Source organism: Hyphomonas sp. UBA4505 (assembly GCF_002388685.1).
In the GTDB taxonomy this organism is placed as follows: Bacteria; Pseudomonadota; Alphaproteobacteria; order Caulobacterales; family Hyphomonadaceae; genus Hyphomonas.
The window spans coordinates 214,508-228,371 of the sequence record NZ_DGMZ01000011.1 but is presented as its reverse complement, the minus strand read 5'-3'; the positions used below and the strand labels follow the sequence as shown (position 1 = coordinate 228,371).

The 13,864-nt window shown below is 60.1% G+C and carries 14 protein-coding genes; 5 read left to right on the top strand and 9 right to left on the bottom strand.

Annotation, left to right across the window (positions count from 1 at the left end):
• The first annotated feature begins 23 nt into the window (after nt 1-23).
• Nucleotides 24-665, top strand: a complete 642-nt coding sequence (locus B3527_RS08340) for a hypothetical protein (RefSeq protein WP_290478973.1) — start codon at nt 24-26, stop codon at nt 663-665.
• Nucleotides 666-670: 5 nt separating this feature from the next.
• On the opposite strand, the gene B3527_RS08335 is transcribed toward B3527_RS08340, so the two are convergent.
• Entirely contained in the window at nt 671-1,330 is a 660-nt protein-coding gene (locus B3527_RS08335) for an HAD family hydrolase (RefSeq protein WP_290478974.1), read from the bottom strand.
• Between the two features lie 5 nt (nt 1,331-1,335).
• Entirely contained in the window at nt 1,336-3,246 is a 1,911-nt protein-coding gene (mutL, locus tag B3527_RS08330) for a DNA mismatch repair endonuclease MutL (protein WP_290478975.1), read from the bottom strand.
• Nucleotides 3,247-3,422: 176 nt separating this feature from the next.
• Between mutL and B3527_RS08325 the strand changes: the two genes are divergently transcribed.
• Nucleotides 3,423-3,974, top strand: coding sequence for a c-type cytochrome (locus B3527_RS08325; protein ID WP_290478976.1), 552 nt, complete (start codon nt 3,423-3,425; stop codon nt 3,972-3,974).
• Between the two features lie 10 nt (nt 3,975-3,984).
• On the opposite strand, the gene B3527_RS08320 is transcribed toward B3527_RS08325, so the two are convergent.
• From B3527_RS08320 to B3527_RS08305, 4 genes are all read right to left on the bottom strand, one after another.
• Nucleotides 3,985-4,671, bottom strand: coding sequence for a hypothetical protein (locus B3527_RS08320; RefSeq protein ID WP_290478977.1), 687 nt, complete (start codon nt 4,669-4,671; stop codon nt 3,985-3,987).
• Between the two features lie 128 nt (nt 4,672-4,799).
• The gene (locus B3527_RS08315) at nt 4,800-5,294 is read right to left on the bottom strand and encodes a MarR family winged helix-turn-helix transcriptional regulator (RefSeq protein WP_233347660.1); all 495 of its coding nucleotides are present in this window, start codon (nt 5,292-5,294) and stop codon (nt 4,800-4,802) included.
• 190 nt (nt 5,295-5,484) lie between these two features.
• Nucleotides 5,485-6,186 carry a DUF805 domain-containing protein gene (locus B3527_RS08310; RefSeq protein WP_290478978.1) on the bottom strand — a complete coding sequence of 234 codons (702 nt, stop codon included), beginning with the start codon at nt 6,184-6,186 and terminating at the stop codon, nt 5,485-5,487.
• 61 nt (nt 6,187-6,247) lie between these two features.
• Nucleotides 6,248-7,312 carry an enoyl-CoA hydratase/isomerase family protein gene (locus B3527_RS08305; RefSeq protein ID WP_290478979.1) on the bottom strand — a complete coding sequence of 355 codons (1,065 nt, stop codon included), beginning with the start codon at nt 7,310-7,312 and terminating at the stop codon, nt 6,248-6,250.
• 184 nt (nt 7,313-7,496) lie between these two features.
• On the opposite strand from B3527_RS08305, the gene B3527_RS08300 reads away from it, so the two are divergent.
• Nucleotides 7,497-7,757, top strand: coding sequence for a hypothetical protein (locus B3527_RS08300; protein WP_206992664.1), 261 nt, complete (start codon nt 7,497-7,499; stop codon nt 7,755-7,757).
• Between the two features lie 59 nt (nt 7,758-7,816).
• Here B3527_RS08300 and B3527_RS08295 read toward each other — a convergent pair whose 3' ends face one another.
• The 3 genes from B3527_RS08295 to B3527_RS08285 form a co-directional block, all read right to left on the bottom strand.
• Nucleotides 7,817-10,321 carry a zinc-dependent metalloprotease gene (locus B3527_RS08295; RefSeq protein ID WP_290481297.1) on the bottom strand — a complete coding sequence of 835 codons (2,505 nt, stop codon included), beginning with the start codon at nt 10,319-10,321 and terminating at the stop codon, nt 7,817-7,819.
• Between the two features lie 108 nt (nt 10,322-10,429).
• Nucleotides 10,430-10,903 (bottom strand): hypothetical protein, encoded by a 474-nt coding sequence (locus tag B3527_RS08290; protein ID WP_206992662.1) that lies wholly within the window; start codon nt 10,901-10,903, stop codon nt 10,430-10,432.
• Between the two features lie 148 nt (nt 10,904-11,051).
• Nucleotides 11,052-12,191 carry an acyl-CoA dehydrogenase family protein gene (locus B3527_RS08285; protein WP_034813961.1) on the bottom strand — a complete coding sequence of 380 codons (1,140 nt, stop codon included), beginning with the start codon at nt 12,189-12,191 and terminating at the stop codon, nt 11,052-11,054.
• Nucleotides 12,192-12,251: 60 nt separating this feature from the next.
• Between B3527_RS08285 and B3527_RS08280 the strand changes: the two genes are divergently transcribed.
• Nucleotides 12,252-12,794, top strand: a complete 543-nt coding sequence (locus tag B3527_RS08280; RefSeq protein WP_290478981.1) for a GNAT family N-acetyltransferase — start codon at nt 12,252-12,254, stop codon at nt 12,792-12,794.
• Nucleotides 12,795-12,824: 30 nt separating this feature from the next.
• Nucleotides 12,825-13,820 (top strand): porphobilinogen synthase, encoded by a 996-nt coding sequence (hemB, locus tag B3527_RS08275; protein ID WP_290478982.1) that lies wholly within the window; start codon nt 12,825-12,827, stop codon nt 13,818-13,820.
• Nucleotides 13,821-13,864: the final 44 nt, after the last annotated feature.

Below are 13,864 nucleotides of genomic sequence, written 5' to 3'. Positions count from 1 at the left end.
CCGAGCGGCGACTGGAAACGACCATGAGAAGGCCGTCCAGCGTCGATGCACTTGCGGAGTTTGGACGTGCGCGCTTGTCACGCTCTTTCTTCATGCGCGACTTCCTGTATTCGGATATCGCCGCGCTTCACGGCTTCTCGAACGTTCCCGATGATCCGGACCTTGCCATTACCGCCGGCACGAAGCTCTGCACGGAATTGCTGGAACCCTTGCAGGACGTTTTCGGGCGCATCGCCATCCGGTCCGCCTATCGCTCTGCTGAAGTGAATGGATTTGGCAACCAGATGCAGCGGGACAAGAAGAAGGGCTACAATTGCGCCTCGAACGAAAGCAATTACGGCCATCATATCTGGGACCGGCGGGATGCCGAAGGAAACATGGGTGCAACCGCCTGCGTCGTCATTCCAGCCTTCTACGATGCTTTCCACGCAGAAGGGGACTGGCAGAAACTGGCCTGGTGGATCCACGACCATTTGCCTTATTCAACGCTATACTTCTTCCCGAAACTCTGGGCCGTGAACATTCAGTGGCGCGAAAATCCGGTTCGCCAGATCGACAGCTATACCCCGCCGCGTGGTCGGCTGACAGATGAGAGTAAGCCGAATTTTCACGGCTCACACGAAGCGGAGTGGGCATCCCTGCGTGACGTTTTCCCGAAAGCCTGAAAGGGTCAGCTGGCAAGCGCTGCAGATATCTCCGCATGCGACGCAAACACATCCTGCGCGCCCGCCGCCCTGAGCCGGTCGCCAAGCCCCGCATCGGCATGACCACCGCCCGTAAAGCCCCACGCTGTCATCCCGGCGGCGCGCGCGGCTGTCACACCATTCACGCTGTCTTCGAGTACGACACATTTGTCGGGCCGGGCACTGATCTGTTCGGCTGCGTGCAGAAACAGGTCAGGCGCAGGCTTTCCATTGGTCACGAGGTCTGAGGAATATATGTGCGGCGCAAAAGTATCGTACAGGCCAGTGAGACGAAGTTTACGGACGAGCTTTGGTGCCTCGGAAGACGACGCCACTGCCTGCGCCCCAGAGAACGCGGCGGAAATGTCCAACACACCTTCAATCGCGCGCAGATCCGTTTCGAAGTGTTGCCAGATGCGCGCCTGCAACTGGTCGGCAAAATCCGGAGGCAAGGGGCGTCCACGCTCAATGGCATCCGCCGCGAGAGCCGCATGGAAGTCCCGATTGTGCAGGCCGACAAAACGCGAAACGAAAATCTCGAACGGATAGTCGAGCCCCCAGCCAGAGAGCATTTCCCGTTCAGTGGCGATGGAGATTGTTTCGGAGTCGACCAACACCCCATCGCAATCAAAGATCAAGGCTTCCACAGAGCCTATCCCCGCCGCCCGAACAGGCGTTCGATGTCGGCGAGCTTCAGCTCCACATAGGTCGGCCGCCCATGATTGCACTGGCCGGAATGTGGCGTCGCTTCCATCTGGCGGAGCAGCGCATTCATCTCCTCGCCATTCAGTCGTCGTCCGGCTCGCACTGAACCGCGGCACGCCATGTTCCCCATGACTTCCTCGAACCGCTCCTTGAGCGCGAGGCCCGCATCATATTCGGCGAAGTCATCGGCGAGATCACGGATCAAGCCCATTGCGTCCATTTCCCCGAACAGGGCGGGGGTGGCCCGTACACAGATCGCGCCGGCCCCAAAAGGTTCGATTTCCAGACCCAGCTCAGCCAACTCGTCGGCGCGCTCGAGCACGCGGGTCGCCTCGTCCTCAGTAAGCTCCACCACATCCGGGATCAGCAGCGCCTGACGCCTTACCCCGCCCGCAGCCATTTGGCGTTTCATGTCCTCGTAGACCAGCCGCTCATGAGCGGCATGCTGATCCACGATAACGATGCCATCCGCTGTCTGCGCGACGACATAGGTTTCGTGCAACTGAGCGCGGGCGACGCCGAGCGGAAAGTCAGAAGGCATACCTTGCGCGGGCGCGGCTTCCGGCTCCACCCGTGCGGACGGAGCGGCATCATGTCGATAGGCAGGCGGTGGTGCTTCTTGCAGCCCCGCCATCACATCGCCAGAGGGCGGAAGAGGCTGATCGAAATCAATGCCCGATGGCTGGCGATAATAGGAAGAGGGGGAAGCCTGTCGCTCTGGCGCAGATGGCAACGACCAGAGATTGGCTGACGTGGCCTCTTCGATCCGAACCTTGCCGAGCGCAGAATTCGCGACCGTGGTCGACGCTCTGTGTCCCGCCGCGGCCAGCGCATGACGCAGTGCGCCAATCATCAAACCTCTTACATTCCCCGCATCGCGGAAGCGCACCTCGGTCTTGGCGGGGTGCACGTTCACATCGACATATTCCGGGTCAAGATCAACAAACAGCGCCGCCAACGGGTGCCGGTCGCGCGCCAGGAAATCCTGATAGGCGGCGCGGATTACGCCATTCAGCATACGGTCCTTCACGGGCCGGCCATTGACGAACAGGAATTGCATCTGGGCGTTGCCGCGATTGAGCGTCGGCAGGCCGGCAAAGCCAGTAAGGCGAACATCTTCGCGCTCGGCATCAATCTCCAGCGCGTTCTCACGGAAATCACGCCCCATGATTGCGCCGAGCCGGGCCAGTTGGCCGGAGGCGCCTTCGGCTTCAGCGGCATAGCGCAGCGAGTTCCGGCCATTATTTTCCAGCGAGAAAGCAACATGCGGATTGGCCATGGCGAGACGCTTGATCGTGTCAGTCACAGCCATGCTTTCGGCGCGCTCGCCTTTCATGAACTTCAACCGGGCGGGAGTCGCATAGAACAGGTCGCGCACTTCGATGCGGGTGCCAGTCTCGCCGCGCCCGGTAAACGCCGCCGGGCGAGGGCCTTCCATCCGTCCCGCCTCAACAAAGACTTCGGCTGCGTCTTCGCCGGTCGCGCGGGATGAAATGCTGCAGCGGCTGACCGAGGCAATCGACGGCAACGCTTCACCCCGGAAGCCCATCGTGTGGATGTTCAGCAAATCCACCCGCCCGCCGGCATCCGGCACGAGTTTGGAGGTTGCATGGCGTTCCAGCGCGACGAGCAGATCGTCGGCAGACATGCCACAGCCATCATCTTCGATGATGATCCGTTTCAGGCCCCCCGCTTCGATGGAGACAGAAATACGGCGAGCGCCAGCGTCCAGAGCATTCTCGACCAATTCCTTGACGGCGGCCGCCGGGCGCTCGACCACTTCGCCCGCCGCGATCCGGTTCACGACATCAGGTGGCAGCTTGCGAATCTCGGGGCGAGGGCGGACGGAATCAGGCATCTGGTTACAATACCCCGGCTGACGCGCTTTGTCCCCGCCTGCCCGCACGGTTTCAACAGGGACCAGCCAAGGCGGGTATGTCCGGCCCGCGCCCGGCGTCCAGTTGACGCAGGCCGGTTGCCTTCCGTGCGGTTACCCCACAAAGTGCGCCGGAACATTCCGGAGCCTGAAATTCCATGAAGTTGACTTCTTCCCTCGCCGTCGCCGCAATAGTGTTGCTCACCGCTTGTGGTGGCTCCGATGCGCCCGAAACTGATACCCCGGCCGCAGAAGCACCTCCGGCGAAGGCCCCTGCAGAAGCGGCGCCCGCCGCTGCCCCCGCTGAAGCGGCGGTTGATGCGGTATCACCGTTCGCGGCCCTGCCCGCTCCGTACAATACCGCCGATTATGCGCGCGGTCGTCGCACCTGGAAGCTCTGCCAATCCTGCCACATCACGGCGGAAGGCGGCGGTAATCTCGTTGGGCCGAACCTGCATGGGCTGTTCGGTCGTGAGGCCGGCACACTGGAGGGCTTTGCCTATTCCCCTGCCCTGCAAGAAGCCGACTTCATCTGGACGCCCGACAAGGTCGATCACTGGCTGGAGAACCCGCGCACTTTCCTGCCTGGCAACCGCATGACGTTTGCGGGTGTACGCAAACCGGACGACCGCCTGGCGGTTGTCGCCTATCTGATGAGTGAGACCGGCTTCACCGCCGAAGCTACCCCGGAAGACGTCCCTGCGGAATAGACTGGTGTGATTAATGCCGGAGGATAAGGGCGAGCAGCACAGCATGCTCGTCAAACTCTCCGGCAAATTCCTCTCGATACCCGATCGCCACATCGGCCCATCCGAAATGATAGCCAAGCTTGGTCTCATACTTGTTTGAATCCGCCGTTTCGTTCCCGCGCTCGACCCAAAGCTGCTGGCTTATAAAGAAGTCCTGCCAGATATCGACGCCATAGCCGAACTCGGCGCGCTGGCGGACACAGCCATCTTCATGACGGATCACAGCGGCATCCGCGAAGACATAGAAGTTACGACCGCCCCGCAGGCCAGACAGGCCGCCGCTGAGGCGGGCTTCGGCGCCCCACTCGTCGCATCCGAATACGCCGGCCAGGGAGCTGCCATGAACCAGGCCGCCTTCAACGCCGACGGCCCACCCCTTGTGGGTGACCAGTTGCCGCCGCAGCGTGGCGCGCCAGAACTCCTTGTTGAACTGGCTGCCGACCTCATAGGCCACCGCCTCTGATTTTGCGGTAACCGTCCAATTCGGTGCGAAGCCATACTCGCCGTAGAGCGAAACGCGGTTTCCACGGACGCCTTCCAGCTCCTCTTCAGTGCCGACGGCCTCGGCATACCAACCTTCATGCGGTTGGGACCAAGGCCCTGCCGAAGCGGGTGCGGCCCATGCCAGCCCGAGAAAAAGAACCCCAAATTCCCTCATCGCAGAGAAACCTAGTGAAGAAATCTGGGGTTGAAAACCATTTTCTGTCTCGCGTGGAATCCATGAAAATGAAAAAGCCCCCGCCAAATTCGCGAGGGCTTTTTTAGTCGTCCATGTAATCCGCGCGCTTAGAGGCGGAACCGGATCTGGTCGGACCAGAAGCGCTCAAGGCGCGAGATGGTCTTGTTCAGTTGCGACAGGTCATCCGGACGCACGCTGGCCGTTGGCTCAAGCGCGCCGGCCTGCTTCTCGAACAGGGCCTCGACCCGTTTGCGAACCTTTAGACCGCGCTCGGTCAGGCTGAGCGTGACGGTGCGCTTGTCATCTTCGGAGCGGGTCTGGATCAGATAGCCGCCTTCCTGGAGTTTCTTGACGTTGTAGGAGAGGCTGGTGCCAGCAAAGGCGCCACGAGCCCGAAGAACAGATGCGGGGGCTTCGCCTTCGCCAATTTCATAAAGCAACAATGCCTGAACGCCGGTCAGCGACCGCTCGCCGCCGCGCTCCAGATCGTCCTTCACAACATCATGAAGACGACGGTGCGCCTGCTCAAGCAAAGACAAAGACTTCAGGAAAGACTCGCCCAACGAATTGTTCGCAGTATCCTGCGCTTCTGCAATCATCATTTTCATCACCACTCAACTATTCACTCAACTTTTGTTGTAGTTTGAGTAGAAATACACGAGCAATCCTAATGAATTGATAAGCATGCCCTTTTCTCAAGAGTAGAAGGTTAATATCCACGCGAATACATTAACCGTTACTATTACGTAACGATTTGGGCCTGTCAGGTTTGGATATCATGAAAGTATTCGCTCAAGCGAACGTGTCGACCGTGCCGCGAATGCCGTATTTCGGACTAGGCCCATGCACGTTCGGCTCTGCACGACTGTCGATCAGCATGAATACGAAAACGATCAGGCCGCCGACATAGGGAATCAAGTTCAGCAGGTACATCCAGCCGGACAGATCCTGATCATGGAAGCGCCGTACGGTGACAGCTATACCCGGAATGATGGTATAAAGTATCCAAAGCGCGGTGAAGAGAGGGAGAAAGTATCCCTCGGAGTCGTCGACGCCAAATATTGATAGGGTAAGGATCGTGTCGACAACAAACGCCAAGATGAGCGCAAGTATCGAAAACAATATGTATCCCCAATACTCTTGGCGGCGTGCGCGGCCATTGAACTTGAAATAGCTGGATGACAGACATCTGAGAAAGTACGTCCAGATACCGTCACTCTTGACTGCCATGGGCTGCGCATAGGGTGCAGCCCCCGCATACCCCTGACGAACGGGCTGCGGCGGAACTGGCTGTGTAGAGGGTTGTCCGGTAGCCTGGAGCAAATAGATATCGCGCGCCTCGTCACCCATACCGACGAAATCGACAACATGCCCCTGGACGAGCCGATTGTTGTCCCGCACCTGTGCCTGAGAGAAATTGTAGCGCACACCATCGTCTCCGAGGATGAGGCCTAGCCCCTCCACAGAGTCAGCCTTCAATACTTGTCCGCGCATACATGCTCCTGAATCGCCCCAACTTTAAGTGTGGCCACTATTTCAAGGCCTTGGCTCGCGCTCAATCCCCAAAGGTCAACTCATCGTCGCCCAATGGCTCGAAATATCTCGCCACGTCCGCATCGCTGACCTCTTCCAGCGTGGCCGGCTTCCATTTCGGAGCATTGTCCTTGTCGATAATGACCGCGCGAACGCCTTCAAGGAAGTCATGACTTTGCACTTTACGCCAGCCAATGCGGTACTCCATCCGCATGTTCTCTTCAAAGTTATCAAGTTTGGCGCCATCTCGAACCTGACGAAGAGCAACCTTCACAGTCTCTGGGGACTTCGTTCGAATGGTCGTCGCCTGCTCGGATGCCCACTCATTGTCAGCCGTGTCCAACGCAGCAACAATCTCCTCGGCGGTGTCCTTTGCAAAGCAATCATCAATCAAATCGCTATGCGCCGCAAAGCTGCCCGCTGGCACAGGATGGGTCATGCCGCGCAGGATCTCGTTCAGCATTTCGGCGGCACCGACGGAGAAATCCGCGCCTTCGATCTGCTTTTTCAGGTTCGGCACCAATTCCGATGGCAGGAATTGCGTCGCCACCCGGGCCGCAGCGACATCTGCGCCCTTCAAACGCTCCCCCGTCAGTGCCAACCATGTACCAAGATAGCCCGACAGGCGCGGCAGGAACCAACCACCCCCCACGTCCGGGAACAGGCCGATCCCGGTCTCCGGCATGGCGAACAGCGTGCGCTCGGTCGCAACCCGGTGAGAGCCATGCACAGACAGGCCGACCCCTCCGCCCATGGTCACACCATCCATGATCGCCAGCACCGGCTTGGGAAAGGTCTTCAGCGCGGCATTCATCCGATATTCGACATTGAAGAAAGCGCGCGCCTCGCTCGCATCCCCCGCGCCGCTATCGGCCAGCATGCGAATGTCACCGCCAGCGCAGAATCCGCGCGTTTCTTCTTCATGGTCGATCATGACCAAGTGAACGGTCGGGTCTGCCGCCCAGCGTTCCAAGGCGGCCAAGATGGTGTCGCACATAGGTGCGTTCAGCGCATGCAACGCCTTTGGCCGCGTCAGCGTAACTCGTCCCACACCGCGATGGGTCTCCACCGATACGTCATTCGACATGCTTTATCCCTTTGTCTCAGGCGCTTTACGCCGATCATTATCTGTTTCGCCTACCCCTACATTCGACGCCTCGCGGATCAAGCCCGACTCGTGCGTCAGGACGTTAACAGTCCGCAAATCCCGATTGGAAATTCCTGGCAATAGCAAACCGCGAATGTTTACTCGTTGAGACTATTCTTCGCCTATGAGACAGACCGACCTTCCCGGCGCAGAGCTGCGTGGACGCCGCACTCCGGTGATCGCCAAAGGTATTCTGAAACTGGGTTTCTTGCGCTCGGTGCCGTGCGATATTCGCAACATTTCATCCGGCGGAGTCCGCTTTGCGACCCGCAAGGAAATCAATCTGCCAGAAACCTTCTCGATCCGTCTGCCCAACAGTAAACAACCGCGCCTGTGTCAGCGGCGTTGGCAACTCGGTCGCGAGACCGGTGTCGAGTTTATCTGATCCATTCCCTTTGTAGCGGCAGGGTGAGGAGGCAGGAACTTCTCAAATGACCCCTCCGCCTAGCGTGGTAACAGCGCCGTATCGCAATGCCAGCAAGCTTCGGCGCTGCCTGCGCCAATGGGGCTGCCGGGCGGGATATCGACTTCAGGTGTGGACGGCATGACGGGTAGAGATGGCCTGTCGAGATGGGCTGTAATACGACGGGAGAGCTCGTCCCGCACTGCCACATCCGCTGGATCAGCTCGCCGCGAACGGGACACAATCCGGCGCGCCAGAGCGCTGAGATATGCATTGGTCTGGATCACCGTTTCAGGCGTCGCATTTGTGTTTGCGGCAAGGTCTATCAGTACGGAAACGTACCGCACTTGCTCGCGCCGCAGGATACTCGCCTGACGTGGCATGTCAGCATCTTTGAACAGCGCCTCCTCCACTTCGCGCAAGACATCACCATAGCTCAGTGCGTTCGCGTCGCGGCGTTCAGTTTCGATCAGGCGTGCAACGCGCTGCGGATGCAGCAAGGCGCCCAAGGTTTGTGAGGCCGATGTGTCAGCGGCTGTCAGAAGATCAAACATCGCCCCGGTTTCGCCTGGGAAATATTCCGCCCCCGCGCCCGCCCCACGGAACGACACCAGCGGCGGCGTCAACAGGTCGAGCGTCCGGTCTGGCAGATCAAGCACGGCCGGATCCAGCGTTGCCACCAGCGCACTGAGCGCGCCGCGTTGCTGATCTGCCGGCACAGGCGCTCCGCCAATATTGGCCTGCCCCGTTTCGGCATAGTGGAAATCATAACCGCCGATCATCTTCGCCGCTGCGTTCACCTGATAACGATGATAAAGATAGACCGGCACGATCACCGCCCGCAGGCGCGAGGTCGGCTCGCCTGACTGCAGCGCGCCGAGGCCGAACCGTTCAAGCGCTACTTTCCGTACCCGCATCACCTCCGTCAGGGAGGCGACAGGGTCTGTGCCATTGTCCCAGACGCTCGCATAGGGATGCGCGGTACCCACGCCACGCCCCTGCGGATCATCGATGTATCGCAGTCCGCTTCCCCAGGCCGATTCCAACAGTTCGTCTCCTGCAGCATTCTCGTCCGTGCCATCAGGATATTGCCGGTAGAGCCACATTGCAGACACTATGTCCCACTCACCGATTCCGACATCATAGGCAGCTGAGAAATCCAGCTCCCCATTCTGGCCAACCCAAACAAGCGGTGCCGGATAATCCATCACCGACGCGCGCTCATTCGAGGACGCCGCAAAATTGTGGGCGAAGCCAAGCGTGTGGCCAACTTCATGCGCAGCCAATTGGCGAATACGGGACAGAGCGATCTGGACAGGATCATCCGCCGCGCCAGTGCCGGTCTTTGATGCGCCCGCCAGTCCTTCAAAAATCATCCTGTCCTGGCGCACACGCTGACTACCCAGAATAACGTTGGCTTTCAGCATTTCACCCGTACGCGGATCGGTCAGTCCACCACCATAGGACCAGCCGCGGGTCTGGCGGTGCACCCACTGGATCACATTATAGCGGACATCAAGTGGATGGGCGCCTTCGGGCAGGACTTGCACGCGAAAGGAGTCCGGAAAACCAGCTGCCTCGAACGCTTCGGCCCACCAGGATGCCCCTTCAATCAGGGCGGCACGGATTTCCTCTGGCGCACCGGAATCGACATAGTAGACAATCGGCTCTTTTGCGGGGCTGCTCGCGGCAGTGGGGTCCTGCTTTTCCAGCCGAAAGCGGCGTGCAAAGGACTGCCCAACCTGTCCGCTCAGGGGCGCGGAAAAATCATAGTAGCCGACGTCAATCGCACCGCTGCGTGGATCGAACATGCGGGGCGTGTAGCCGTCATCCGGCAAGCGCACGAGCGATGTGTGCTGCACCAGCGTCACAGAGCGCGCATCAGCCGCCGTGGCCCAGACTTCCGCTTTCGGTTCGTCACTGCTCAGCGTCAGAAAGGCATCAAACTCGGCATTGTCCGGAAAGGCCAGCGCCGCCGAAACGTCCGGCATGGACAAGTCCTTCGAGATCTGGAACGCGCCGCCCTTGGGATGCTGTTTCAGCCGCGCGCGCACATCCATCGTGTCGCGCGTCAGATAGGACGACAGGTCCACCAACAATTCGCCCTCCGGTCCGGTGCCGAGAATTTCACCCGACCAGACAAAGCTGCGCGCAAAGGAATCCCGCACGGCTTTGCGCTCCAGCGGATTGTCGGCGCTGGCGCGATAGGTCCAGTTCTCGATCTCCGCGATGACCTTGTCGCCTACCTTGCGGAAGGCCACGATCTCACCGGCATTGGCGCGGCCCCGGTCCAGCCCGATCGGATTGGACCCGAGTCCCGCCGTCAGCCCCGTCGCCTGGATCGCGCGCAGGGCAACGCCCTCCGCGTCCGGCGCAGGCAGCGCGACCAGAACGCGCCCGCCATCCGCATCCAGGTAGAGGTCAACAAATCCCTCCTTGTGAACAAGCGATCCGGTTTCCTCGGCCCAATTCCCAGACTGCGCCCACGCCAGTGGAAGGACGAGCGTCGCCACCATCGCCAAAACCAGACTCTTCAATCCCCGCACAAGCGCACCTCTTCCGATCAGCTGAACCACAGCCGCACGGTGCCGCATATCGGATTGAGGTTCAATCGCTTTCCGGGCTGACAGCCCGTCAGGGCTCAGTGTGCCACCTTACCCGTCACAAGTCTGGGTATCGCGCATGATGCCGACCTTGGTGACCTTGCCGCTCTTGTTGTCGACGCCGAAATAGATGTCGCTATAGTCGTACAGCGTCTCATCGCCCTTGGTGACCACGCATTTCGGCTTGCCATAGGCCCCACGCGCCAGGATCTGCTCCGCGCCGGTCCCCACACCGATATCCGTGCGATACCGCGGGTCACGCGCGATGATCCAATAGACATTTTCATCCGCTGCGATGATGAGTCCATCATAGGTGTAAGTCGTTGCCCGCGTGCCTTCGATCGGCGTTGTGTGGCGCGGCGTGCCCATCACGGCGAACAGCTCGATCAGGCTCATACCCAACTCGACCTCGCCGACGCGCTCACCCCGGACGATTTGATTGTCATTCAGATTGGGCGGCGCACTGGCGCACGCGCCCAGCACAGCGAATCCGGCCACAATCGACAGCTTACGGACCATACGCATCGCCAGTCCTCCTTCTCTTGCACTCTACCAGAATGAAAGAACAGCGCAGCCACCGCCGCTTGTCCAGATACGGACGGCATGAAAACCTTCCCCGCACCCGCGAAAACGCTATAAATATCGGTAATGTTTGAGAAATTGCCCGAAAGGCCTAATCCTTGAGCATGTCCCGCGAGATGATGACGCGCATGATCTCGTTCGTACCCTCCAGAATCTGGTGCACGCGCAAATCGCGCACGATCCGTTCAACACCATAATCGGCGAGGTAGCCGTATCCGCCGTGTATCTGCAGGGCGTCGTTCGCAACCTTGAACGCCGTATCCGTGACAAAGCGCTTGGCCATCGCGCACCAACGCGTCGCGTCCGGCGACTTGCCGTCCAGTCGTCCGGCCGCCTCGTACAGCATGACCCTTGCGGCCTGAAGCTCGGTTTCCATATCCGCCAGCTTGAACGCCGTGTTCTGGAAGGTCGCAATCGCCTTGCCGAACTGTTCGCGCTCTTTCGCGTAGGCCACCGCCTTGTCGAGCGCGAGTTGCGCACCGCCGAGGGCACACGCCGCAATATTCAGCCGCCCGCCATCCAGCCCTGCCATCGCAAATCGGAAGCCGTGACCTTCCTCGCCAATTCGGTTTGCCGCCGGCACGCGAACGCCGTCCAGCATCACCTGCCGCGTGGGCTGGCTCTTCCAGCCCATCTTGCGCTCATTCGCCCCAAAGCTCAGCCCCGGCGTGTCCTTCTCGATAATGAAGGCCGACACGCCCTTGGCGCCGTCGTCGGAAGTGCGCGCCATCAAGACGTAAACGTCAGACGTGCCCGCGCCGGAGATGAATTGTTTCGTGCCGGAGATGACATAATCATCGCCATCCTTCACTGCGCGCGTCTTCAGGCTGGCAGCATCCGATCCCGCACCGGGTTCGGTCAGGCAATATGATGCGATCAACTCCATACGCGTCAGCCGCGGCACCCACGCCTGGCGCTGCGCGTCCGATCCGAACGTGTCGATCATCCAACTGGCCATATTGTGAATGGAAATGAATGCCGCCGTAGAGACATCCCCATAGGACAACTGCTCGAAGATCATGGCCGCATCGGTGCGCGTCAGAGCGCTGCCGCCAACTTCTTCAGAGACATAAATGCCCGCAAAGCCAAGCTCGGCCGCCTGCTTGATAACATCGACCGGGAAGTGGCTGTCTCGGTCCCATGCTTCCGAATGCGGCAGCAATTGCGCCTCGGCAAATTTGCGGGCCATGTCCCGGATCATCAATTGTTCGTCGGAAAACAAAGCACTCATTGTTAATTCCCCGTTTTTTGGCGTAAGAGGTTTCCACGGGAATTGAATGGGCAGCGCGCAATGTCAATGCAACACGCCAGCACACGCTATGGAATCGATGATGCGGACGCGTCAGAAGTCGGCGTGTTGGCCGAAGTGGACCGCGCCGCCAGCGCCCTGTTTGCTCCAACCGGCCTATTGTCCGCAGAAGCCCTGAAAGACCATGTACCCATCGACATCCTTGCCAGCGCTGCAGAGAATGGCGACCTGTTCACCGCGCGGCTGGACACCGGCGCGCCGGTAGGATTCGCGCTGGTCTCCCTGCGCGGCGGCATGCTCTATCTTGACCAGATCAGCGTCCATCCGGATCAGGGCCAGCGCGGCATTGGCGCGGCTCTGCTGACCCGTGTGATCGACGAAGCGAAGCGTCGCAAGCTGCGCCGCGTTGCGCTGTCCACTTTCCGCGACCTGCCCTGGAACGCGCCGTTCTACGCCAAGCATGGCTTTCGCGAGATCAGACGCAGTGATATGGCCGAGTGGATGCTGGAACTGGAACGTATCCAGGCCGAAGAACTCGACGTTTCCAAACGCTGTTTCATGGTGCGTAAAATTGGCTGGTTGTAGCCATCCGGATTTTGGACCAATGAGGCTCACATGACCCAATTCCCCCAAGCCTTCCCCGCCACCCGCATGCGCCGCTTGCGCCAGGCCCCATGGATCCGTTCGCTCGCTGGCGAAAACGTGCTGACGCCCGCTGATTTGATCTGGGCCGTCTTCGTCCATGATGGCGAAGATCGCATGCCCGTCGGCTCCTTGCCCGGCATTGATCGGCTGAGCGTCAAGGACGCCGCCAAGGCCGCCATTCGCGCGCGAGAGCTTGGCATTCCGGCCATCGCGCTGTTTCCCTATATTGGCGCAGACGGCAAGGACGAGACCGGCTCCGGCGCGCTGGACCCGGACGGGCTCGTGCCGCGCGCCCTGAAGGCGATGAAGGATGCTGCGCCCGAAGTCGGCCTGATCACGGATGTGGCGCTCGACGCCTATACCAGCCACGGGCATGACGGCCTGCTGGACGAAGACGGCACCATCCCGAATGATGCGACTACGGATAAACTGGTCCAGCAGGCGCTGGTCCATATCGGCGCGGGCGCCGATATCGTCGCCCCGTCGGACATGATGGATGGCCGCATCGGCGCGATTCGTTCGGCATTCGAGGAAGAAGGCTTCACCAACCAGATGATCCTCGCCTATGCCGCCAAATATGCCAGCGGATTCTACGGCCCCTATCGCGACGCCATCGGCTCGGCCGCCGCGCTGAAGGGCGACAAGAAAACCTATCAGCAAGATCCGGCCAATTCCGATGAAGCCCTGCGCGAGGTCGCGCTCGATCTTGCCGAAGGCGCCGACATGGTCATGGTCAAGCCCGGCCTTCCGTATCTGGACATTGTGCAACGCGTCAGCTCCACTTTCGGTGTGCCGACCATCGCCTACCAGGTCTCCGGCGAATACGCCCAGATAAAGGCCGCCGCCCAGAATGGCTGGATCGACGGAGATCGCGTCATGATGGAGTCGCTCATGTGCTTCAAACGCGCGGGCGCGAGCGGCGTGATCACCTATTTTGCTGAAGAGGCGGCGGTAAAGCTCGGATGATCAAGCCCGTACCTACCGCTGTCCGGCAGCACCTGCTCAGAGCA

What these genes read in the sequence shown, in the direction of transcription:
- B3527_RS08325 (WP_290478976.1), top strand. Translation starts at nt 3,423, where the DNA reads ATGAAGTTGACTTCTTCCCTCGCCGTCGCCGCAATAGTGTTGCTCACC.
- B3527_RS08310 (WP_290478978.1), bottom strand. Translation starts at nt 6,186, where the DNA reads ATGCGCGGACAAGTATTGAAGGCTGACTCTGTGGAGGGGCTAGGCCTC.
- B3527_RS08315 (WP_233347660.1), bottom strand. Translation starts at nt 5,294, where the DNA reads ATGATGATTGCAGAAGCGCAGGATACTGCGAACAATTCGTTGGGCGAG.
- hemB (WP_290478982.1), top strand. Translation starts at nt 12,825, where the DNA reads ATGACCCAATTCCCCCAAGCCTTCCCCGCCACCCGCATGCGCCGCTTG.
- mutL (WP_290478975.1), bottom strand. Translation starts at nt 3,246, where the DNA reads ATGCCTGATTCCGTCCGCCCTCGCCCCGAGATTCGCAAGCTGCCACCT.
- B3527_RS08340 (WP_290478973.1), top strand. Translation starts at nt 24, where the DNA reads ATGAGAAGGCCGTCCAGCGTCGATGCACTTGCGGAGTTTGGACGTGCG.
- B3527_RS08280 (WP_290478981.1), top strand. Translation starts at nt 12,252, where the DNA reads ATGTCAATGCAACACGCCAGCACACGCTATGGAATCGATGATGCGGAC.
- B3527_RS08320 (WP_290478977.1), bottom strand. Translation starts at nt 4,671, where the DNA reads ATGAGGGAATTTGGGGTTCTTTTTCTCGGGCTGGCATGGGCCGCACCC.
- B3527_RS08285 (WP_034813961.1), bottom strand. Translation starts at nt 12,191, where the DNA reads ATGAGTGCTTTGTTTTCCGACGAACAATTGATGATCCGGGACATGGCC.
- B3527_RS08305 (WP_290478979.1), bottom strand. Translation starts at nt 7,312, where the DNA reads ATGTCGAATGACGTATCGGTGGAGACCCATCGCGGTGTGGGACGAGTT.
- B3527_RS08290 (WP_206992662.1), bottom strand. Translation starts at nt 10,903, where the DNA reads ATGCGTATGGTCCGTAAGCTGTCGATTGTGGCCGGATTCGCTGTGCTG.
- B3527_RS08300 (WP_206992664.1), top strand. Translation starts at nt 7,497, where the DNA reads ATGAGACAGACCGACCTTCCCGGCGCAGAGCTGCGTGGACGCCGCACT.